We start from the raw sequence: 22,510 nt of genomic DNA on the forward strand, positions 1-22,510 counted from the left end.
TACGGAGTCGATCCATGTCCGTCGCGCAACGCGCTCCTGAATACGTTCGTGCCATTTCGCCCTATGTGCCCGGCAAGCCGATCTCTGAACTGGCCCGCGAAATGGGCCTGAACGAGGCCGACATCGTCAAGCTGGCCTCCAACGAGAACCCGCTGGGCATGAGCCCGAAGGCGCGTGCCGCGCTGGATGCCGTGCTGTCGGACATCGCGCGCTACCCGGACGGCAATGGCTTCGCGCTGAAGCAGAAACTGTCGGCGAAGTTCGGCGTGTCGCCGGAGTCGCTGGTGCTCGGCAACGGCTCCAACGACGTGCTGGAAATGGCGGTGCGCGCCTTCCTCAAGCCGCGCGATTCCGCCGTGTATTCGCAGCACGCCTTCGCGGTGTATCCGATCGAAGTGCTCGCCATCGGCGCACGCGGCATCGTCACGCCTGCAGTGCAGTACGGTCACGATCTGGACGCGATGGCCAAGGCCATCGAGGCCGACACCCGCATGGTGTTCATCGCCAACCCGAACAACCCGACCGGCAACTTCCTGCCGGGCGCGCAGATCAAGGCTTTCCTGGAGCGCGTGCCGGCCGAGGTGCTGGTGGTGCTGGACGAGGCCTACAACGAGTACCTTGCGCCGGAACAGCGCTACGACAGCCTGGCCTGGCTGCAGCAGCACCCCAACCTGATCATCACCCGCACCTTCTCCAAGATCTACGGCCTGGCCGGCCTGCGTGTCGGCTACGCGGTGGCTAACGAGGAGGTGGCCGGCATGCTCAACCGTGTGCGCCAACCCTTCAACGTCAGCAGCCTCGCGCTGGCGGCGGCGGAAGCGGCGGTGGACGACGATGCCTTCCTGCAACGGAGCTACGAAGTGAATCGCGCCGGCATGGCGCAATTGCTCAAAGGCCTGGGCGAACTCGGCTACGAAACGATTCCATCGTCCGGCAACTTCCTGACCTTCAAGGCGGGCGACGCGGCCAGCATCAACCAGCGCCTGCTGAAGCAGGGCGTCATCGTGCGACCCATCGGCGGCTACGGCATGCCGGAGTGGCTGCGCGTGTCCATCGGCCTGGAAGCCGAGAACCAGCGTTTCCTCGACGCGCTGGCCGTCGCGAAGAAGGGCTGACGTGAAGCCGGCCATGCAGCCCTTCAAGCGCGTCGTCATCTGCGGCGTCGGCCTCATCGGCGGCTCGTTCGCGCTCGCACTCAAAGCGGCTGGGCTGGTTGGTGAAGTCGTCGGCGTCGGCCGTCATGCCAGTTCGCTGGATGAAGCGCTGAAGCTGGGCGTCATCGACATCGCCGCGACCGACTGGGCCGAGGCACTGGCCGGTGCCGACCTGCTGCTGATCGCGACGCCGGTAGGCCAGATGGATGCCGTCATGGCCGCCGCTGTGCCGCACATCGGTCCGGATACGCTGATCACCGATGGCGGCAGCACCAAGGCGGATGTCATCCAGGCGATCTACACCCACCTCGGCGAGCACATCACGCGCGTGGTGCCGGCGCATCCCATCGCGGGTGCTGAAAAGAGCGGCCCGTCGGCCGCGCATGCCGAGCTGTACAAGGGCCGCAAGGTGGTGCTCACCCCGCTGCCGGAAAACGACTCCGCCGCCATCGACCGGGTGCGTGACGCCTGGGCGGCCTGCGGCGCGCATATCCATTCGATGACGCCGCAGGAGCATGACCGTGTATTCGCAGCGGTCAGCCACCTGCCGCACCTGCTGGCCTTCGGCCTTGTGCACGACCTTGCCGGCCGCGCCAACGCCGAGCAGCTTTTCAAGTACGCCGCTTCCGGTTTCCGGGACTTCACGCGCATCGCCGGCAGCCACCCGGAAATGTGGCGCGACATCTGCATTGCCAACCGCGACGCCTTGCTGGCGGAGCTGGACGCCTACCTCACCGAGCTGGCCTACCTGCGCGCATTGCTGACGCAGGGTCGTGCCGACGCGCTCGAAACCCTGTTCGCCGAAGCGCGCACCGCGCGCAACGCCTGGGCCGAACAACAAGCACAGTAGAGACACATGGAATACCTGGATCTTCCCGCCCTCAGCACTGCCGCGGGCACGGTGCGTCTTCCCGGCTCCAAGAGCATTTCCAACCGCACGCTGCTGCTGGCGGCACTGGCGGAAGGCACGACCGACATCCGCGACCTGCTCGCGTCCGATGACACCGACCGCATGCTGGATGCCCTGCGCACGCTGGGCGTGCAATGGGAGAAGACCGGGGCGCGGGACTATCGCGTGGTCGGTGTGCCGGGTGGTTTTCCGGTGAAGGAAGCGGACCTGTTCCTCGGCAATGCCGGAACTGCGTTCCGTCCCCTGACCGCAGCACTGGCACTGGCAGGCGGCAGCTACAAGCTGCACGGCGTGCCGCGCATGCATGAGCGGCCGATCGGCGACCTGGTGGATGCCCTGCGCGAAGTCGGTGCCGACATCGCTTACCTGCACAACGAAGGTTTCCCGCCGCTGCAACTGAAGCCGGCAAACATCCGCCCGGGTGGCGTGGTGCGCATCCGCGGCAACGTGTCCAGCCAGTTCCTTACCGCCTTGTTGATGGCGCTGCCGACCACGGGCGTGGAGACGACCATCGAGGTCGTCGGCGAGCTCATTTCCAAACCCTACATCGAGATCACCCTGCGCCTGATGGCGCAGTTCGGTGTCGAGGTGAAGCGCGAAGGCTGGCAGCGTTTCATCGTGCCCGGTGGTGCGCGCTACCGCAGCCCCGGCACCTTGTTTGTCGAGGGCGATGCCTCGTCAGCCTCCTATTTCCTTGGCGCCGGCGCCATCGGCGGCGGACCGCTGCGGGTGGAGGGCGTGGGGCGCGACAGCATCCAGGGCGACGTGCAGTTCGCCGCTGCGCTGGAGAAGCTGGGCGCGCGCGTCGAGATGGGCGACAACTGGATCGAGGCACGCGCTCCCGGGAGCGGCAAGCTGCGCGCCTTCGACATGGACTTCAACCATATTCCCGATGCCGCGATGACGCTGGCGGTGGCCGCGCTGTTCTGTGACGGCCCGTGCCGGCTCACCAACATCGGCAGCTGGCGCGTGAAGGAGACCGACCGCATCTCCGCAATGGCGACCGAACTGCGCAAGGTGGGCGCGACGGTGGAGGAGGGCGAGGACTGGCTGCGCATCACACCGCCGGCCACGCTGACGCCGCACGCCGCCATCGACACCTACGACGATCACCGCATGGCGATGTGTTTCTCGCTGGTGGCGCTGGGCCGTACGCCCGTGCGCATCAACGATCCGAAGTGCACTGCCAAGACTTTCCCTGAATATTTCGACGTATTCGCTTCGGTCACGAAGTGAGCCTGCTGCACATGTCCCAGACCCTGCTTCAACTGCTCGATTCCCGTGTTTCCGCCGCGCTGGCCGCCTGCGGTTGTGAAGGCGCGCCCGCCATCATCCAGCCTGCCGGCCGCCCCGAATTCGGTGACTACCAGGCCAACGGCGTGATGGCCGCGGCCAAGTCGCGCAAGATGAATCCGCGCGCGCTGGCCGAACAGGTGGTGGCGGCGCTCGACCTGTCAGGCATCGCCAGCAAGCTGGAGATCGCCGGCCCGGGCTTCATCAACATCACGCTGGCGCCGGAGTTCCTCGCGCAGCGGGCGCAGGCCGCGCTCGGGCAGGGCGATCTGGCCGTGCCGAAGGCGGATGTCCAACGCGTGGTGGTGGATTACTCGTCGCCGAACCTCGCCAAGGAAATGCACGTCGGCCATTTGCGCTCGACCATCATCGGCGACGCGCTGGCGCGCGTGCTGCGTTTCCTCGGCAACGAGGTGATCGCGCAGAACCACGTCGGCGACTGGGGCACCCAGTTCGGCATGCTGACGGCCTTCCTGATCGAGAGCGAACAGGGCGGCGCGGGTGCTGGTGCTGACGGCATGGCGCTGAACGATCTGGAGGATTTCTACCGTCGCGCCAAGCAACGCTTCGACGAAGACGAGGCCTTCGCGACCCGCGCCCGCGAGTATGTGGTGAAGCTGCAGGGCGGCGACGCGCAGGTGAATGCGCTGTGGAAGCGCTTCCTCGATGTATCGCTGCATCACTGCGAAGAGGTCTATCAGGAACTGGGTGTTGGCCTGACCCGCGCCGACGTGCGCGGCGAGAGCGCCTACAACAACGACCTCCCGGTGGTCGTGCGCGACCTGCAAGCCAAGGGCCTGGCCGTCGAAAGCCAGGGCGCACAGGTTGTCTTCCTCGACGAGTTCAAGACCAAGAACCAGGACGGCAGCGAAACGCCGGCCGCCTACATCGTGCAGAAGCAGGACGGCGGTTACCTGTACGCGACCACCGACCTGGCCGCGATCCGCTATCGCGTCGCGCAACTGAAGGCGGACCGCGTGCTGTACGTCGTGGATGCCCGCCAGGGCCTGCACTTCAACCAGTTGTTTACGGTCAGCCGCAAGGCTGGCTATGCGCCGGATGCCGTATCGCTGGAGCACGTCGGCTTCGGCGTGATGCTGGGCGAGGACGGCAAGCCCTTCAAGACGCGCAGTGGTGGCACGGTGAAGCTGGCCGAGCTGTTGCAGGAGGCCACCGAACGCGCTTTCACGCTGGTCAGCGAGAAAAACCCGGACCTGCCCGAGCCGCAGCGTCGCGACATCGCCCGCGCGGTGGGCATCGGCGCCGTGAAGTACGCCGATCTGTCTAAGAACCGCAACAGCGACTACGTGTTCAGCTGGGACACGATGCTGGCCTTCGAAGGCAATACGGCGCCCTACCTGCAGTACGCCTACACCCGGATCGCCGGTGTCTTCCGCAAGGCTGAGGACGTGGATGCCTCCGCGCCCATCGTGCTGGACGAGCCGGCCGAACGCGCCCTGGCGCTGGAGCTGGCGCGTTTTGCCGATGCCCTGCAATCGGTGGCGCGCGAGACCATGCCGCACTTCCTCTGCAGCTATCTCTACAACCTGGCCACCCAGTTCATGCGTTTCTACGAGGCCTGCCCGGTGCTGAAGAGCGAAGGGGCGGTGCGCGCCTCACGCCTGCAACTGTGCCGCTTGACTGCGGAAACTCTGCGGACAGGTCTGGGTCTGCTGGGTATCGACGTGCTGGAGGCGATGTGATGAACCCGGTCAAGGTGCTCGCCATCGACGGGCCCACCGCATCTGGCAAAGGCACCGTTGCCACCCGTGTAGCGGAGGCGTTGGGCTGGAATCTGCTGGATTCGGGATCGATCTATCGCATGGTTGCACTGGCAGCCATCAAGCGTGGCATTGGCCTGAACGACGAAACGGCGCTCATTCCCGTGGCGGAACAGCTGGATGCATCGTTCAACCACGGCCGGATCATCCTTGAAGGCGAAGACGTCTCCGTGGTCGTCCGCAAGGAAGAAACCGGCAATGCCGCCTCCAAGCTGGCGGCCCTGCCGGGCGTGCGCGCGGCGCTGCTGGAGCGTCAGCGCGCCTTCCGGGAAGTGCCCGGCCTGGTGGCGGATGGCCGCGACATGGCCTCGATCGTGTTTCCGGACGCCTTCCTCAAGATATTCATGACCGCATCGGCTGAGGCGCGTGCGGAAAGGCGCTATAAGCAGTTGATCGAAAAAGGTTTGTCGGCTAACATTGACAGTCTCGTGCTCGAATTGCGCGAGCGCGATCTGCGTGATGCTTCACGTCCGGTTGCGCCGCTCAAGCAGGGCCCGGATTCGGTGTTGCTGGACACCACGCAGATGGGAATCGACGAAGCCGTGCAATTCGTGCTCGATCGCGCCCACGAGCGGCTGGCCGGCAAGACCGGCAACTGAAGCCCGGAAGGGCGCGGGCGGTGCAAGGCCGCCGCGACACTTCCGGTTTTACAACCAACCCAACCCCGCCGTGTCCGCACGGTATCGAGTCCTCTCTCTATGTCCACCTCTTTTGCTGTCTCTCCCATGGCCGAAAGCTTTGCCGCGCTGTTCGAGGAGAGCCTGAATCGCCAGGAAATGCGTGCTGGCGAAGTCATCACCGCTGAAGTCGTCCGTGTCGACCAGAATTTCGTGGTCGTGAACGCGGGCCTGAAGTCCGAAAGCTACATCCCGGTCGAAGAATTCCGTAACGACCGCGGCGAAGTCGAAGCCAACCCGGGCGATTACGTCCAGGTCGCCATCGAATCGCTGGAAGATGGTTTCGGCGAAACCCGCCTGTCGCGTGACAAGGCCAAGCGCATCGCTGCCTGGAACGCACTGGACACCGCGCTGACCGACGGCACCCTGGTCAAGGGCCTGGTGACCGGCAAGGTCAAGGGTGGTCTGACCGTCATGACCAATGGCATCCGCGCGTTCCTGCCGGGTTCTCTGGTCGACATGCGTCCGGTCAAGGACACCACGCCGTACGAAGGCAAGGAATTCGAATTCAAGGTCATCAAGCTGGACCGCAAGCGCAACAACGTCGTCGTGTCGCGCCGCGCCGTGCTGGAAGTGACCATGGGCGAGGAGCGCGAAAAGCTGCTGGCCAACCTGCAGGAAGGCACCATCGTCAAGGGTATCGTCAAGAACATCACCGACTACGGTGCGTTCGTGGACCTGGGCGGTATCGACGGCCTGCTGCACATCACCGACCTGGCCTGGCGCCGTGTCCGTCACCCGAGCGAAGTGCTCACCGTGGGCGACGAAGTCACCGCCAAGGTCCTGAAGTTCGACCAGGAAAAGAACCGCGTCTCGCTGGGCATGAAGCAACTGGGCGAAGATCCGTGGGTGGGCATCTCCCGCCGCTACCCGTCGGGCACCCGCCTGTTCGGCAAGGTGACCAACATCACCGACTACGGCGCGTTCGTTGAAGTCGAGCAAGGCATCGAAGGTCTTGTGCACGTGTCCGAAATGGACTGGACCAACAAGAACATCCATCCGACCAAGGTTGTCCAGCTGGGCGACGAAGTCGAAGTGATGATCCTGGAAATCGACGAAGACCGTCGCCGCATCTCGCTGGGCATGAAGCAGTGCATGGCGAACCCGTGGGACGAATTCGGCCAGAACCACAAGAAGGGCGACCGTGTGAAGGGTGCCATCAAGTCGATCACCGATTTCGGCGTCTTCATCGGCCTGCCGGGCGGCATCGATGGTCTGGTGCACCTGTCCGACCTGTCGTGGAGCCTGCCGGGCGAAGAAGCGATCCGCAACTTCAAGAAGGGCGATGAGCTGGAAGCAGTCGTGCTGGCCATCGACATCGAGAAGGAGCGCATCTCGCTGGGCGTCAAGCAGTTGGATGGTGATCCCTTCACCTCCTTCGTGGCCACCCACGACAAGAACAGCCTGGTCAAGGGCACCGTGAAGTCCGTGGATGCCCGCGGTGCGGTGATCGATCTGGGCGGTGACGTCGAAGGCTACCTGCGTGTCTCCGAGTTCTCGCGCGAGCGTACCGAAGACCTGTCTGCCGTGCTGAAGGCGGGCGAAGAGATCGAAACCATGATCGTCAACGTCGACCGCAAGTCGCGCTCGATCAACCTGTCGATCAAGGCCAAGGATCAAGCCGAGCAGAACGAAGCCATGCAGAAGCTGTCGGCTGACGCGTCCAGCGGTACGACCAACCTGGGCGCACTGCTGAAGGCCAAGCTCAACAGCACGCAACAGTAATCGTCCGCGTCTGTCATGACCAAGTCGGAGCTGATTGAGCGGCTGGCGACCCGTTTCCCGCAGCTGGGAACGAAGGACGCCGACTTCGCCGTGAAGGTCGTCCTCGACGAGATGACCGCGTGCCTGTCGCGCGGTCATCGGATCGAGATCCGTGGCTTTGGCAGCTTTGCCCTCAACTACCGGCCGCCGCGCATGGGGCGCAACCCCAAGTCCGGCGAGAAGGTGCTGGTGCCCGAGAAGTACGTACCGCACTTCAAGGCCGGCAAGGAGTTGAGGGAGCGTGTCGATTACAGCGCCGAGGTGGCGACGCAGTAGTTCGCGTTCCACCGGAATGCAGCAAGCAGAAGGCGGCCTAACGGCCGCCTTCTGCTTTTCGGGCTGTTGACGGATAATCGCGCGATGATGCGATATGTTGCATGGTCACTGCGGGCCATACTCTTCCTGCTCCTGCTCGGTTTCGCCATCAAGAACGATGGTGCCGTGACGGTGCGTTTCTTTCTGGACACCGAGTGGCAGGTGCCGCTGGTCGTCGTCATGCTGGTCATGTTTGCCGGCGGCGTCGTACTGGGTGCGACCGCTACGGTGGCTACCCTGTTTTCGCAACGGCGCGAAATCCGCCGTCTCAAGCGAGCCTCCGAGCGGACGCCCGTGCCGCGCGAGGCCTCGACCGAAATTCCTGACGCTTTCTGATCCATCCACATGGAATTTGAACTCTGGTGGTTGTTGTCCTGGCCGATCTTCTTCGGTCTGGGCTGGTTTGCCGCGCGGGTGGATATCCGCCATCTGCTGCGCGAATCGCGTTCTCTGCCGCGTTCCTACCTCAAGGGCCTGAACTTCCTTGTCAATGAGCAGCCGGACAAGGCCATCGACGCCTTCCTGGATGCGGTGCAGGTCGATCCGCAGACCATCGAACTGCATTTCGCCTTGGGGAGCCTCTTCCGCCGGCGTGGCGAGGTGGATCGCGCGATCCGCATCCATCAAAGCCTGATCGATCGCGAAGACCTCAACAGCGAGCAGCGCCTGCAGGCCCTGCGGGAGCTGGGCGAGGACTTTTTCAAGGCGGGTCTGTTCGATCGCGCCGAGCGTGCTTATCTGCAGCTGCGTGACAGCGGCCGCCGTGAAGATGCGACCCGGGCCCTGCTGGAGATCTATCAGCAGGAAAAGGACTGGCCGCGCGCGATCGAGATGGCCCGTGCCTTGCCGGACCGTGGTGACCTCGAGATCGAACGGCAGATCGCCAATTTCTACTGCGAGATCGCGACGACGGATATCGCCAACGGTCGCTTTGATGAAGCCCGTCAGCACATCCAGGATGCCCTGAACACGCAGAAGAAGAATGTGCGTGCCACCATCCTGCAAGGCGACGTACTGGCGGCCGAAGGCAAGGATGCAGAGGCGCTGGAGGCGTGGAAGAGGCTCGAGCAGCAGAACCCGGCCTTCCTCTCCCAGGTGGCCGAACGCATGATGGAGGCGTATCGCCGCCAGGGTGAGCCGGAGCGCGGTATCGCCCTGCTGAGGTTCTACCTGGAACACTACCCTTCACTGGACCTGCTGGAGGCTGTTTTCCAGTGGGAGATGGAAAAGCAAGGGCCGCAGGTGGCCTACGATCTGGTGCGGGACGAGTTGAAGCGCAACCCCACTTTGCTGGGGCTGGAAAAACTGCTGGAAGCGGCTGTCCACACTGCACCGACGGAACGCATCACCGACGTGGAGCTGGTCAAGGGCCTGATCCACGGACATACCCGTCGCGTGGCGCGTTATCGTTGCAATGCCTGTGGTTTCAAGGCGCGCCAGTTTTACTGGCGGTGTCCGGCCTGCGGTGGATGGGAAACCTATCCGCCCAAACGGACTGAAGAATTTGACCTGGCGCCCTGAGCAGGTGCCGGGCATATAACCCTCCCCTTCACCTTGAGCGAAGCACGATCATGAAAATCACTGTCGTAGGAACCGGCTATGTCGGTCTGGTGTCGGGCGCTTGCCTGGCAGAAGTGGGCAATGACGTCCTGTGCCTGGATGTCGATCCGGAGAAAATCCGCATTCTCGAGGAGGGGGACATCCCCATTTTCGAGCCGGGGCTGCTGGAGATGGTCAGGCGCAATGTCGCGTCCGGTCGCCTGCATTTCACCACCGACATCGAGCGCGCCGTCGCGCACGGCACCATCCAGTTCATCGCCGTGGGCACGCCGCCGGATGAGGACGGTTCTGCGGACCTGAAGTACGTGCTGGCTGCCGCGCGCAACATCGGCCGCCACATGACCGACTACAAGGTGGTCGTCGACAAGAGCACTGTGCCGGTGGGCACGGCCGACAAGGTCAAGGCAGCGATTGCCGAGGAGCTGAAGAACCGTGGCGCGGACGTGCCCTACGGCGTGGTGTCCAATCCCGAATTCCTGAAGGAGGGCGCCGCGGTGGAGGACTTCATGCGTCCGGACCGCATCGTGGTCGGCGCAGAAGATGAACAGGCCATCCACCTGATGCGCGCGCTGTACGCGCCGTTCCAGCGCAACCACGAGCGTCTGCTGGTGATGGACGTCCGCTCTGCAGAGCTGACCAAGTACGCGGCAAACGCCATGCTGGCCACCCGTATCAGCTTCATGAACGAGCTGGCACTACTGGCCGAGAAGCTGGGCGCCGACATCGAACTCGTGCGCCAGGGCATCGGCTCCGACCCGCGAATCGGCTGGCATTTCCTGTACGCCGGTTGCGGCTACGGCGGTTCCTGTTTCCCCAAGGACGTGCAGGCCCTGATCCGCACCGCTGGCGGCGTGGATCAGGATCTGAAGGTGCTGAAGGCTGTCGAGGATGCCAACGAACATCAGAAGCATGTGCTGGTCGATAAGATCATCGCGCGCTTCGGCGAGGACCTGAAGGGGCGGCGTTTCGCTGTATGGGGCCTGGCTTTCAAGCCGAATACCGACGACATGCGCGAAGCGCCGAGCCGCGTCATCCTGGACGAGCTGTTCAAGCGTGGCGCCACCGCGGTCGCCTACGACCCGGTTGCGATGCACGAAGCGAAACGCATCTTTGGCGATGATGCGCGGCTGAGCTTCGTCGAGAACCCGATGCAGGCGCTGGAAGGGTCCGATGCGCTTGTCATAGTGACGGAGTGGAAGGAGTTCCGCAGTCCCGACTTCGAGCGCATCCGCAGCAGTCTGAAGCAGCCGGTCATTTTCGACGGTCGCAATATCTTCAGCCCCGAACTGCCGCGCGCCGCTGGCATCGAATACCAGGGTATCGGTCGCAAGTAAGCATGTCCCTCATGAGCAAGCTGCAGGTCCCGGAAACCCGTGGCGCCCGCATCCTCGTCGTCGGCGACGTGATGCTGGACCGCTACTGGTTTGGCGAGGTCAACCGCATTTCGCCGGAAGCTCCCGTACCCGTCGTGCATGTTGCACGTAGCGAGGAGCGTCCTGGCGGCGCCGCGAACGTGGCCCGCAACGCGGTGACCCTGGGGGCGCAATGCAGCCTGCTGACGGTGGTGGGAAACGACGAGCCGGCCCAGGCGCTGGAACGCCTGCTCGACCAGGCGGGTGTCACGGCGCACCTGCACCGCGATGCCAGCCTGGCCACCACCATCAAGCTGCGCGTCATCGGGCGACAGCAGCAGTTGCTGCGCATCGACTTCGAGAACACGCCGGACCGCGAAGTCCTGCATGAGAAGCTGGCCGACTATCGCGCCTTGCTGCCGCAGCACGACGTCGTGGTGTTGTCCGATTACGGCAAGGGCGGGCTGGCACACGTGCAGGAGATGATCCGCATCGCCCGCGAGGCAGGCAAGCCGGTCCTGGTCGACCCCAAGGGTGAGGACTACGCCCGCTACAGCGGTGCCAGCCTGCTCACGCCCAACCGCAGCGAATTGCGGCAGGTGGTGGGGCGCTGGCGCGATGACGCGGATCTCGAAACCCGGGCACAGGCACTACGCCAGGAACTGGCGCTGGACGCCTTGCTGGTCACGCGCTCGGAGGAAGGTATGAGCCTGTTCCGTGCCGACGGTACCGTGCATGAGGGAACGCGGGCGCAGGAAGTGTTCGACGTGTCCGGTGCCGGCGATACCGTCATCGCAACCCTGGCCGTCATGCTGGCAGCCGGTTGCGACCTGGTACAGGCGATGCGCCTGTCCAATCATGCCGCCGGCATCGTGGTCGGCAAGCTCGGCACCGCGACGGTGTCGCTGGATGAATTGCGTCACAGCCTTGCGGCCTAGCGCGATCCGAACGCTGGATAGGCAATCATGAGCAAATTGATCATCGTGACCGGCGCAGCCGGCTTCATCGGTTCCAACATCGTCGCGGGCCTGAACGCACGCGGTGTCACCAACATCCTGGCGGTCGACAATCTCACCAAGGGCGACAAGTTCCGCAACCTGGTGGACTGCGAAGTGGCCGACTACCTGGACAAGCATGACTTCCTCGACGCGCTGCAGGCCGGCGCGTTCGATGGCAAGGTGCAGGCCGTCCTTCATCAGGGTGCGTGCTCGGACACCATGGAGCACAACGGCCAGTACATGCTGGACAACAATTACCGCTACTCGCTGGCTTTGTTCGAGTTCTGCCAGGCCCACAAGGCACAGTTCCTGTATGCCTCGTCTGCCGCCACCTACGGCAGCACCAAGGTGTTCCGCGAAGAGCCGGAGCACGAAGGGCCGCTCAATGTGTATGGCTACTCGAAGCTGCTGTTCGACCGTGTGTTACGGCAGCGCTTGTCTGCGTTGCAGGCGCAGGTAGTGGGCTTCCGCTACTTCAACGTCTATGGACCGCGCGAGCAGCACAAGGGCCGCATGGCTTCGGTGGCCTTCCACAACTTCAACCAATACCGTGCCGAAGGAAAGGTGAAGCTTTTCGAAGGCTGCGACGGCTACCCGAACGGCGGGCAGTTGCGTGATTTCATCTATGTCGGGGACGTGGTCAGGGCCAACCTGTTCTTCCTGGATCACCCGGAGAAATCAGGCATCTTCAATCTGGGCACCGGTCGCGCGCAGAGCTTCAACGACATCGCATTCTCCGTGGTCAATACCTGTCGTCGCCATGATGGGTTGCCGGCCCTGACGCTGGATGAAATGCAGCAGAAGGGGCTCATCGAATACACGCCTTTCCCGGACGCACTGAAGGGCAAGTATCAGAGTTTCACCCAGGCGGATGTGTCCGCGCTGCGTGCAGCCGGCTACGATGCTGCCTTCCACGACGTGTCGAGCGGCGTGGACAAGTACTGCACCTGGTTGCTCGGCCGCGGCTGATCAAGCCACGCCGGGCGCCGGATTTCCAAGACCACGAAGGGAGCCTGACATGCTGAAGAAAGTGCTGGTTTCGCTGTTCTCGATCATTGCAAGCATCGGCGTCGCGATCGCTGCCGTGAACATCAATACGGCGACCGAGAAGGAACTGGAAACGCTGCCTGGCATCGGCCCGGCGAAAGCCAAAGCCATCATCGACCATCGCAAGAAGAACGGCAATTTCAAGACCCTGGAGTCGCTGAAGGACGTCAATGGCATCGGCGATGCGACCTATGCCGAGTTGAAGGGCAAGATCAGCGTGAGCGGCAGCACCACGACCGAGGCTGCACCCGCGGCCAAGGATGCCAAGAAGGAACCGGCCAAGAAGTGATGGAGTAAGTTCCGCCGGTCGATGCTTCAGGGCATCGGCAGGGCGGTTGGCAGTAATGAGAACGCCCCTTTTTTGAGGGGCGTTCTCATTTGCAGCGATGCCCGGGCCCGTGGGCTGCGAGCAATGCCGGCAATTCATGCATCCATGCCTGGCGCTGCGGCTATGGCGGGTTCAAAGCGCGGTATATTCGCGTCACTCTGAATTCCGAGCTGGCGTCGCGCCTGGAGTTGCAAATGACCTACGTCGTTTCCGAAAACTGTATCAAGTGCAAGTACACCGATTGCGTCGACGTATGCCCAGTCGACTGCTTCCGTGAAGGCCCCAATTTCCTGGTGATCGATCCGGACGAATGCATCGACTGCACCCTGTGTGTGGCCGAGTGCCCGGCCGAGGCCATTTTTGCCGAGGACGATCTGCCTGCCGACCAGCAACACTTCCTCGACCTCAATGCGGAGCTGGCAAAGCAATGGCCCGCGATCGTCGAGCGCAAGGATCCGTTGCCCGACGCAGACGAATGGCGCGACAAACCCGGCAAGGTGGACATGCTGGAGCGTTGAACGGACATTGCCCCGGTTTCCGGACTTGTCCGGAGCCCGCACAAGGCGCACTGCCCCGGGCGTGCGCCTTTTCGTTTGCTGGCGAGGTGTCCAGCGGGTGAGTGCACTGACTGATGCTGCGACACGTCCGCCAACGCCAGGGCTCAATCGTGGCAGCATGTCGCCATGACACTGGTCGTCCGTTCCATCGCCCCTGACGCCGGCTTCCTGCCGGCGGCGGCGCAAGAAATCCTCTCGTTCGCGGGCCTGTCAGGACGCGGTGGCGACCTGTCAGCAGGCAGCCTGCTGCTGCCCAACCTCAAGCTCCTTCCCGCACTGAGCCTCGCATTGCGTACCGTGGCGGGTGGCGCCTTGCTGCTGCCGCGGACCGATACGCTCTCAGGCCTCGTCGCGCCCTGGCAAGGCGCGCTGGAGGCGCTGCCGGACGCCCGCCGCCAACTCATCCTGCACACCTTGCTGCGCGGCCGCGAATGGTTCGACGAAGGCATGCTGTGGGATGTCGTGGCGGAGCTGACCCAGCTGTTCGACATCCTGACCGAACATGCCGTGGCGTTGCCGGAAGACGAGGCCAGCCTGCTGGCGCGCCTCGAAACGGCATTCTCCCTCCGGCATTCGCAGGCACTGGCTTTCGAAGCGCGCGTGGTCAACACGCTCTGGCGCGCCGAAGCGCAGGGCAAGCCTTCGCATGCGACCGCGCGGCTGCTTGCGGCGGGGCATTGGGTGGCGCAACTCGACGGTCCGTTGATCGTGATGCTGGAGTCGACCGATCCCGGGCCTTTGCAGGCGTTGATCGAGGTGGCCTCCGCGCGCGTGCCCGTGCTGGTGCTGCGCCCTGATCGCCGGCTTGCACAGGGTGCGTTGGCGGAACTGCTGGCCTGTGCTTGGCCGCTGGCGGAAGCGGCGCCGATGCGCGACCGCACTGCCGCACTTGCGCCGCAGATCGTGCTGGGCGCTGGCGAGCGATTGCAGATGGTCGCGGCGGAAAGCCTCGAAGATCTTGGACAGGCGGTCGCCGATCAGGTCCTGGACTGGTTGCGCGAGGGGCGCAGGGAGATCGCACTCGTTGCATGCGACCGTCTCGCCGCCCGGCGCGCGCGCGCCTTGCTCGAACGCCAGCACGTGCTCGTGCAGGACGAGACCGGCTGGAAGATGGTGACGACACGCGTCGCGGCGGTGGTCGACGCCTGGCTGGAGGTGCTGGCGACGGATGCCTGGCACCGCGCGCTCATCGACCTGCTGCGGGCACCGCTGTTGTTCGCCGACATCGATCCGATGGTGCGGGGACGTGCCGCCGACGCGATCGACCGCCTGATCCGCCAGCGCGGCATCTCTAGCGGCCTCGATGTGCTGCGTCAGGCCTTGCTGACTGCCGAAGGGGCTGGCATCGAGGCGGCGAAGCTGCTGCTCGGCCGTCTTGCCGACGCGCGCGCCGTGATGATGTCTTCGTCATCCACCACCATCGCGGATTGGTTGCGGCGCTTGCTGAAGAGCCTGGAACTGCTGGGGGCTCTGCCGCAGGTCCAGCAGGACGCTGCAGGCGCACAGTGGCTGGACTGGCTGGAGGCGCGTCAGGCCGAACTGTCCCAGGACGAGGCGCGCTTCCGCTTCCCGGCCTGGCGGGTGTGGTTCAACCGGCAGATGGAAGCGCAGTTGTTCCGCGATGAACGGATCGACAGCCCGATCATCATGACCCACCTGGCGGCCGCGAGGCTGCGCAGCTTCGAGGCGGTGATCGTCATCGGTGCGGACGCCGAACATCTGGCGCCACCCGTGGCGCCAGGCTGGTTGACGCACGCCGGCGTGCGTCGCGAACTGGGGCTGCCGGATGCCGCCGCCGAGCGCATCCGCATGCGCGAGGACCTGGCGGGGCTGCTGCTGGCATGCGACCGCAGCGTCATTGCCTGGCAGTCCTTGCGGCGCGACGAGGAGGTATTGCCCGCGGCCGAGGTGTCGGTCCTGCTTGCCACGACCGGTCTCGCCGGTGGCAGTGACCGACCGCTTGCCGTGCATACGCGTGAACCGCTGGCGAGCCCCGAGGTTGCGCCGACGGTACAGGCCGCACCGGCTCTTCCGCAGGCGCGCGTGCCTGTACGCCTGTCGGCCTCCGGCATGCAGACCCTTGTCGATTGTCCCTACCGATACTTCGCGCGCTACGTGCTCGGGCTGGCGGAAGTGGACGAGCTGGGAGAGGGCATGGAGAAGCAGGATTTCGGCACGCAGCTGCATGCCATCCTGCATGAGTTCCACACGCGCTTTCCCGTCCTGGCCGGGCAGGATGATGCCGAGTTGCTTGCTGCGCTCGATGCCATCTCCGAGGCGGCCTTCCGCGACGCCGTGCAGCGCAACTTCCAGGACCACGCCTGGCGCCTGCGCTGGCGGGGGCAACTGGCGGACTACCTGGCCTGGCAGCGCAGCCGTGAGGCCGAGGGGTGGCACTGGCGTGCGGGCGAGAAGGTCATGGCGCAGGAGCATGAACTGGGCGCCAATCGCAGCCTGACGCTGCAGGGGCGCATCGACCGCGTCGACGAGGGCGCTGGTGAGCACGGCGACGGCAACCTGGCCTTGCTCGACTACAAGTCGCGTGCGCTCAAGTCCCTGCGTGACCAGGTGGCGGACATGGATGACGTGCAGCTGGCCTTCTACACATTGCTGGCGGGGACGCACGTCGGGTCGGCCGCATACGTGGCACTCGATGGCCATGAACTGGGCACTGCCGAGCTCGATGCGCCGGAAGACCGCGCGGGCCAGCTCCATGACGTGATCACCCGCAGCTTCAACGCGATGTACGACGGCGCCGCGCTGCCTGCGCAGGGCACCGAGCGGGCCTGTGCCTGGTGCGAGATGCGCGGCCTGTGTCGCAAGGGCTGGGCGGGTGGAGAGCCGTCCGTCGATGGGCAAGCCGTTAGCGAGGTCGACCATGAGCGCTGAACAACGCCGCCAGCAGCGTTTCCTGGCGCTCGACCCGGTGCGCGGCGTGGCGGTGGAAGCCTGCGCGGGCAGCGGCAAGACCTGGCTGCTGTCCTCCCGGCTGGTACGCCTGCTGCTGGCCGGCGTGAAGCCAGGCGAGATTCTCGCCATCACCTATACCCGCAAGGCCGCACGCGAAATCGAGTCCCGCTTGCGCGGCGTGCTCGCCGAACTGGCGACCGGCAGCGACGAGCAGGTCATCGGCATGCTGGTCGAGCGCGGCCTGACGGAGGACGCGGCGCGGGCTGCAATGCCGCGCGCGCGTGGGCTGTTCGAGACGGTGTTGCACGCTACGCCAGCGATCACGGTGACGACTTTCCACGGCTGGTTTGCAAGGCTGCTCAGCGGTGCGCCGCTCGACAGCGGGCTGGCGGGACGCAACCTGGACGAGGCGGCAGCAGTGCTGCTCGACGAAGCCTGGGTGCAACTTGCCGGTGAGTGCGCGCGCGCACCAGAGGAGCCTCTCGCCCAGTCACTGCTCTGGCTCTACCAGGAGATCGGCGCGCACAACACGCGCAAGCTCCTCAAGGCTTTCGTCGACAGGCGGGCCGAGTGGCGGGTGTGGGCGGACCGTCTGGGCAGTGCTGGCGATGTCATCGACGGGCCACTTGCCGAATGGTTGGCGGAAACCTTCGGTGGCGCGGAGGATCCGTTCGCGGAGTGCGTCACGCCCCATTGCCTGGGAGAGCTGGACGCGTTCGCTCGCCTGCTGGGTCAGAACACTACCGGTGACCAGTCCCTCGGCAACGCGTTGGCACAAGCGGTTGTCGACGTGCGCGGAGGCCTGGCGGCGTCGGAGTGCTTTTCGGCGCTGCGGGCGGCATTCCTGACGAAGGAGGGCCAGCCGCGTGCGCGCAAGTCCTCCGGCGCACAGGCAAAGCGGTTGGGGGAGGCGGGCGAGAACTCCTTCCTGGAACTCCACCTGCGCTGGAGCGAGCGCTTGATCGCCGTGATCGGCCGCCTGCAGGACCAGCGCAATGGCCTGCTGAACCTCCATGCATTGCGGGTGGGCCTGCAGCTGCTGGCGAAGCTGGATGGCCTGAAGCGGTCGCGGCGGGTGATGGACTTCTCCGACCTGGAAGCGGAGATCGACGCGCTGCTTGCGCGTGACGGCGCCGGGGCATGGTTGCAGGCACGCCTGGACGCGCGCTACCGGCACATCCTGCTCGACGAATTCCAGGACACCAACCCGCTGCAATGGCGGATTCTCCGCGCGTGGCTGGATGCCTATGAAGGCATGGGGGCCGAGCGTCCGGGCGTGTTCCTGGTGGGGGACCCGAAGCAGTCGATCTACCGCTTCCGCCGCGCCGAGCCGAAGCTGTTCAGTGCAGCGGTAGCGTATTTCGAGGCCCGGTTCGGCGCTGTCAGCATCGGCAATGCGCACACCTTCCGGAATGCCGAAGGCATTGTCGCTCTGGTGAATGCGGTATGTGGTGCCTCAGGAATGGCTGGCTTCGAAGCGCAGACCGCGGAGCGCACCGACTGGCCCTCGCGGGTGGAGGTATTGCCATTGATCGCCGCCTCCGCGGATGAGGGTGAGGCCGCCGCGCAGGAAGGCATGCGTGATCCCCTGGAGAGGCCTCGTGTCGAAGCGGAAGACTTGCGCCGTGCGGAGGAGGCCAGCCTGCTGGCAGAACGCATCGCCGGCATGGCCGGGCGCTGGCTGGTACGCGACAAGTCCGGCCGTGAGCGTCCCGCACGGTATGCCGATATCCTGATCCTGACGCGGCGCAAGACACAGCTGGGCATCTACGAAGCGGCGTTGAGAGCGGCCGGCATTCCCTTCGTCAGTCCGGGGCGCGGTGGCCTGCTGGACACCCTGGAAGCCAGGGATCTGCTTGCCGTCCTGCATTTCCTGGCTGATCCGGCCAACGATCTGCACCTTGCGCATACCCTGCGCACGCCGGCCTTCAGCCTGAGCGACGAAGACCTGCTCGCGATTTCCGCGTCGGAGGGTTCCTGGTGGCCGGCACTGCAGCGACTGGCGGCTTCGGGTGAGGCGCCACGACTCGTTCGTGCCGTCTCCTTGCTACGCGCGTGGCTGGGCGCCGCGGCGCATCTGCCGGCGCATGACCTGATCGATCGCATCTTCCACGAGTCCGACTGGTTTGCACGCACGCGGGCGGCGCTGCCTGCCGCGCTGTGGCCGGGCGTCCATGCAAACCTGCAAGCCTTGCTTGAACTCGCACTCAACGTGGATGCCGGGCGTTACCCGAGCCTCACGCGCTTCGTCGATGAACTGCGCCGGCTGTCGAGCTCGGACGACGAAGCGCCGGACGAGGGGCTGGTTGCTGCCGGGGCAGGAGGCGAGGGAGAAGGCGACCACGCCGGGCGCGTGCGCATCATGACCATCCACGGCGCCAAGGGGCTGGAGGCGCCCATCGTCTGGTTGATCGATGCGAATGCGACGCTGCGCAGTGGCGAGGGCTATGGCGTTGCGCTGGACTGGCCGGCGGAAGACACGGCGCCCCGGCATTTCTCGCTGCTCGGGAAAGTCTCCGAGGCAGGCGCTTCCCGGGCAGAGATCCTTGCCGGCGAGAAGGCGGCAGCGGAACGTGAAGAGTTGAATCTGCTGTACGTGGCGATGACGCGTGCGCAGCAGGTGCTGCTGGTCAGTGGCATCGAGTCGGCACGTGCGGCCAGCGCGGTGACGCCGTATCGCCGTATCGCAGCCGTGCTCGACGAGCATCCGTCCTTGCAGGCGCTCATGCCGCAGTGGGCGGAGGACGCGGGCCGTGCCACGGTGGCGCGCACACCGCCACAGCGTGGCGATGCCCCGGCCGTGCCGCGTGTCGGCAGCTGGCGCACACGCGCCAGCACGCCGGCGCCGGAAGAGGCGTTGGGGCTGAGCTTCGGCACCGCGTTGCATGCGTGGCTGGAGGCGCACTGCATGGGCTGGCCCTTGCCGCAGGCGGACGTCGATGTTGTGCAGGCCGCGCAGCGGATCCTCGGACGTCCCGCGCTTGCTGCCTTGTTCGATCCGTCACGCTACCTGCGCGCCGGCAACGAAACAGCGTATGTCTCGTCCGATGGTCGCGATGGTCGTATCGACCGCTGGGTGGACGACGGCGAGACCATCTGGGTGCTGGACTACAAGAGCGGCAGCGCGGCTGGTGCACCGATGGACGAGTACCGCGCGCAACTCGGGCGCTATCGCGACGCCCTGCATCAGGTGTTTCCCGAACGCCGGGTCAAAAGCCTCCTGGTCTTCACGCAGGGCGGAGAAATTACGCTAGAGTGAGTTCCATACTGATGGGTATGGTCGCTTCAACCCATCATCGGTCGTGACTCCTCGTAAAGCACGGATTCCGCGCGCTGTGGCCTTGGACTACCATTGCGGCATACGCAACAACACGAGTTACGGCGAAGGAGAAGCAGATGCTGGTCAGTGAAATTCTTGCCATCAAAGGCAAGGTGCTCTACACCATTGCGCCCGAGCGCAGCCTGCAGGAGGCGGTCACCATCATGACCGAGCAGGACATCGGCTCCCTGGCGGTATTCGAGGGCGGCGAACTGGTGGGCATGCTCACTTTCCGCGAGCTGCTTGCGGCGCTGGCGAAGGCAGGGATGGGCTGGCGCGAGGCAAAGGTGTCGGATGCGATGATCCCCGAGCCCTTCGTGGCGAGCCCCGGCATGAATGTGGATGAACTGCGGCGGCTGATGGTGGATCACCACCAGCGCTACCTGCCTGTCGTGGAAGGAAAGACCCTGCTGGGTGTCGTCTCCTTTCACGACGTGGCGAAGGCGGTGCTCGAGGAGCAGGGTTTCGAGAACCGGATGCTCAAGAACTACATCAAGAACTGGCCGTCTGATGATGAAGAGGCATCAGCCTGAACGCCACTGCGCGACGGGTTGACCGGAAGGGCGATGCTGGCTCACGCAGATGAGCGGCACCGCCCTTTTGCTTGACCGGGGCAGTGAAGCCCCGGTGTGAAGCTGGCTCGGGCGGCAACGTGGCCGCCATGGGGCCAGGCATTGCATAACAACCTCTGACGAGGAGACATGAAGATGGAAAAGGTCTGGCTCAAGAGTTACCCGCAAGGGGTGCCCGCGGAGATCGACATCAACGAGTTCCGTTCCCTGGGCCATCTTTTCGATGTCAGCGTGGCGAAGTTTGCCGACCGCGATGCCTACCTCAACATGGGCGGCAGCATTACCTATCGCGAGTTGAACGAGCTGTCCGCGAGGTTCGGCTCTTACCTGCAGAACGAGCTGAAGCTTGCGCGCGGCACCCGCGTTGCAATCATGATGCCGAACACGCTGCAGTATCCCATTGCCATGTTCGGCGCACTGCGTGCCGGCTACACGGTGGTCAACTGCAACCCGCTGTACACGCCGCGCGAGCTGGAGCACCAGTTGAAGGACTCGGGTGCCGAGGCCATCGTCATCCTCGAGAATTTCGCCTGCAATCTGCAGAAGGTCATCGGCGCCACCCAGATCAAGCACGTGGTGGTGACCAGCCTCGGCGAGTTACTGGGCTTGAAGGGGCTGATCGTCAATCTGGTGGTGCGCCATGTGAAGAAGATGGTGCCGCCCTGGCAATTGCCCGGGCACATCAACTTCAAGCAGGCGTTGGCGCTGGGCAGTCGCGAGCCGCTGAAGCCGGTAGACGTGACCCACGACGACATTGCCTTCCTGCAGTACACGGGGGGCACGACGGGCGTGGCGAAGGGGGCGGTCCTAACGCACCGGAATATCGTCGCCAACCTGCAGCAGGCGCATGCCTGGATCAAACCGCGCCTGCGCGAAGGGCAGGAAACCATCATCACCGCGCTGCCGCTGTATCACATCTTCTCGCTGACGGCGAACTGCCTGACCTTCATGAAGATCGGCGCGACCAACGTGCTGATCACCAATCCCAAGGATATCCCCGGCTTCATCAAGGAACTGGCGAAGCACAAGTTCACCGCCATCACCGGGGTGAACACGCTCTTCAATGCCTTGCTCAACAAACCGGAGTTCGCACAGCTCGACTTCTCGGAGCTTCGTTGCGCATTGGGTGGAGGCATGGCCGTGCAGCGCGCCGTGGCCGAGAAATGGCAGCAGGTCACCGGCATTCCCTTGCGCGAGGCCTATGGGTTGACCGAGACCTCGCCGGCCGTGTGCATCAACCCGCTGGACATCGCGGCCTACAACGGCTCCATCGGTCAGCCCGTGCCGTCGACCGAGATTTCCATTCGCGATGACGATGGCAACGAGGTGCCGCTGGGCCAGCCTGGTGAACTTTGCGTGCGTGGCCCGCAGGTCATGCGCGGCTACTGGAATCGCCCGGACGAGACGGCGAAGGTCATGACGGCCGACGGTTACCTCAAGACCGGCGACGTGGCGACAGTGGACGAGCAGGGTTTCGTGCGCATCGTCGATCGCAAGAAGGACATGATTCTGGTGTCGGGCTTCAACGTGTATCCGAACGAGGTGGAAGACGTGGCCGCCACGCATCCGGGCATCGTCGAAGTGGCCGCGGTAGGCGTGCCGGACGAGCATTCCGGTGAGGCGGTGAAGCTCTACGTCGTGCGTCGCGACCCGGCTCTGAAGGTCGAGGACGTCATCGCGCATTGCAAGAAAAGCCTCACCGGGTACAAGGTGCCGCGCCAGGTGGAATTCCGTACGGAACTGCCGAAGACCAACGTGGGCAAGATCCTGCGGCGTGCGCTGCGAGACGAACCGGCCAAGGCAGCATGATTTCTTTACGGTTCTTGCAGCGCAGCGTTTGACGAAGCCGGGCAAATTCCCCTAGAATCTTGCCTCTCGGGGTGTAGCGCAGTCCGGTAGCGCGCTTGCTTTGGGAGCAAGATGTCGGGAGTTCGAATCTCTCCACCCCGACCAGTTTGTTGTAGTTGATGCAT

Annotated in this window: 17 protein-coding genes, 1 tRNA gene and 1 pseudogene; all 19 read left to right on the forward strand. The window is 64.6% G+C overall.

The window, feature by feature from the left end; translation table 11 throughout:
- The first annotated feature begins 14 nt into the window (after positions 1 to 14).
- Complete coding sequence (gene hisC / locus VVD47_RS00090) at positions 15 to 1,115, forward strand: histidinol-phosphate transaminase (RefSeq protein WP_327601365.1); 1,101 nt, start codon at positions 15 to 17, stop codon at positions 1,113 to 1,115.
- 13 nt (positions 1,116 to 1,128) lie between these two features.
- A complete protein-coding gene (locus tag VVD47_RS00095) occupies positions 1,129 to 2,004 on the forward strand; it encodes a prephenate dehydrogenase (protein WP_327601366.1) in 876 nt (291 codons plus the stop codon).
- A gap of 6 nt (positions 2,005 to 2,010) precedes the next feature.
- Positions 2,011 to 3,297: pseudogene (aroA, locus tag VVD47_RS00100) on the forward strand (3-phosphoshikimate 1-carboxyvinyltransferase); the annotation flags it as partial.
- A gap of 14 nt (positions 3,298 to 3,311) precedes the next feature.
- Positions 3,312 to 5,060: an arginine--tRNA ligase gene (argS, locus tag VVD47_RS00105; protein ID WP_327601367.1), complete on the forward strand. Its 1,749-nt coding sequence runs from the start codon at positions 3,312 to 3,314 to the stop codon at positions 5,058 to 5,060.
- Positions 5,060 to 5,737: a (d)CMP kinase gene (cmk, locus tag VVD47_RS00110; RefSeq protein ID WP_327601368.1), complete on the forward strand. Its 678-nt coding sequence runs from the start codon at positions 5,060 to 5,062 to the stop codon at positions 5,735 to 5,737. Before argS ends, cmk begins: the two co-directional genes overlap by 1 nt.
- Positions 5,738 to 5,863: 126 nt before the next feature.
- Positions 5,864 to 7,540, forward strand: coding sequence for a 30S ribosomal protein S1 (gene rpsA, locus VVD47_RS00115; RefSeq protein WP_327601369.1), 1,677 nt, complete (start codon positions 5,864 to 5,866; stop codon positions 7,538 to 7,540).
- A 15-nt stretch (positions 7,541 to 7,555) separates the two neighbouring features.
- Positions 7,556 to 7,855, forward strand: a complete 300-nt coding sequence (locus tag VVD47_RS00120) for an integration host factor subunit beta (RefSeq protein WP_327601370.1) — start codon at positions 7,556 to 7,558, stop codon at positions 7,853 to 7,855.
- A gap of 84 nt (positions 7,856 to 7,939) precedes the next feature.
- Positions 7,940 to 8,230: a LapA family protein gene (locus tag VVD47_RS00125; RefSeq protein ID WP_327601371.1), complete on the forward strand. Its 291-nt coding sequence runs from the start codon at positions 7,940 to 7,942 to the stop codon at positions 8,228 to 8,230.
- Between the two features lie 9 nt (positions 8,231 to 8,239).
- On the forward strand, positions 8,240 to 9,415 hold the full coding sequence (gene lapB, locus VVD47_RS00130) for a lipopolysaccharide assembly protein LapB (RefSeq protein WP_327601372.1): 1,176 nt from the start codon (positions 8,240 to 8,242) through the stop codon (positions 9,413 to 9,415).
- Positions 9,416 to 9,465: 50 nt separating this feature from the next.
- Positions 9,466 to 10,788: a UDP-glucose dehydrogenase family protein gene (locus tag VVD47_RS00135; protein WP_327601373.1), complete on the forward strand. Its 1,323-nt coding sequence runs from the start codon at positions 9,466 to 9,468 to the stop codon at positions 10,786 to 10,788.
- A gap of 11 nt (positions 10,789 to 10,799) precedes the next feature.
- Positions 10,800 to 11,744, forward strand: coding sequence for a D-glycero-beta-D-manno-heptose-7-phosphate kinase (gene rfaE1, locus VVD47_RS00140; RefSeq protein WP_443080912.1), 945 nt, complete (start codon positions 10,800 to 10,802; stop codon positions 11,742 to 11,744).
- A gap of 27 nt (positions 11,745 to 11,771) precedes the next feature.
- Complete coding sequence (gene rfaD / locus VVD47_RS00145; RefSeq protein ID WP_327601375.1) at positions 11,772 to 12,773, forward strand: ADP-glyceromanno-heptose 6-epimerase; 1,002 nt, start codon at positions 11,772 to 11,774, stop codon at positions 12,771 to 12,773.
- Positions 12,774 to 12,822: 49 nt separating this feature from the next.
- Positions 12,823 to 13,140 (forward strand): ComEA family DNA-binding protein, encoded by a 318-nt coding sequence (locus VVD47_RS00150; RefSeq protein WP_327601376.1) that lies wholly within the window; start codon positions 12,823 to 12,825, stop codon positions 13,138 to 13,140.
- A gap of 233 nt (positions 13,141 to 13,373) precedes the next feature.
- Entirely contained in the window at positions 13,374 to 13,697 is a 324-nt protein-coding gene (gene fdxA / locus VVD47_RS00155; RefSeq protein WP_327601377.1) for a ferredoxin FdxA, read from the forward strand.
- 165 nt (positions 13,698 to 13,862) lie between these two features.
- Positions 13,863 to 16,625, forward strand: coding sequence for a PD-(D/E)XK nuclease family protein (locus VVD47_RS00160; RefSeq protein ID WP_327601378.1), 2,763 nt, complete (start codon positions 13,863 to 13,865; stop codon positions 16,623 to 16,625).
- Complete coding sequence (locus tag VVD47_RS00165; RefSeq protein WP_327601379.1) at positions 16,615 to 19,905, forward strand: UvrD-helicase domain-containing protein; 3,291 nt, start codon at positions 16,615 to 16,617, stop codon at positions 19,903 to 19,905. The genes VVD47_RS00160 and VVD47_RS00165 overlap by 11 nt, the downstream gene beginning before the upstream one ends.
- Positions 19,906 to 20,042: 137 nt before the next feature.
- On the forward strand, positions 20,043 to 20,498 hold the full coding sequence (locus VVD47_RS00170; RefSeq protein WP_327601380.1) for a CBS domain-containing protein: 456 nt from the start codon (positions 20,043 to 20,045) through the stop codon (positions 20,496 to 20,498).
- A gap of 174 nt (positions 20,499 to 20,672) precedes the next feature.
- The gene (locus VVD47_RS00175; protein ID WP_327603157.1) at positions 20,673 to 22,346 is read left to right on the forward strand and encodes a long-chain-fatty-acid--CoA ligase; all 1,674 of its coding nucleotides are present in this window, start codon (positions 20,673 to 20,675) and stop codon (positions 22,344 to 22,346) included.
- A gap of 67 nt (positions 22,347 to 22,413) precedes the next feature.
- Positions 22,414 to 22,490, forward strand: a tRNA-Pro gene (locus VVD47_RS00180).
- The last annotated feature ends 20 nt before the right edge of the window (positions 22,491 to 22,510 follow it).

It is taken from the genome of Uliginosibacterium sp. H1, assembly GCF_036017065.1.
GTDB lineage: Bacteria > Pseudomonadota > Gammaproteobacteria > Burkholderiales > Rhodocyclaceae > Uliginosibacterium.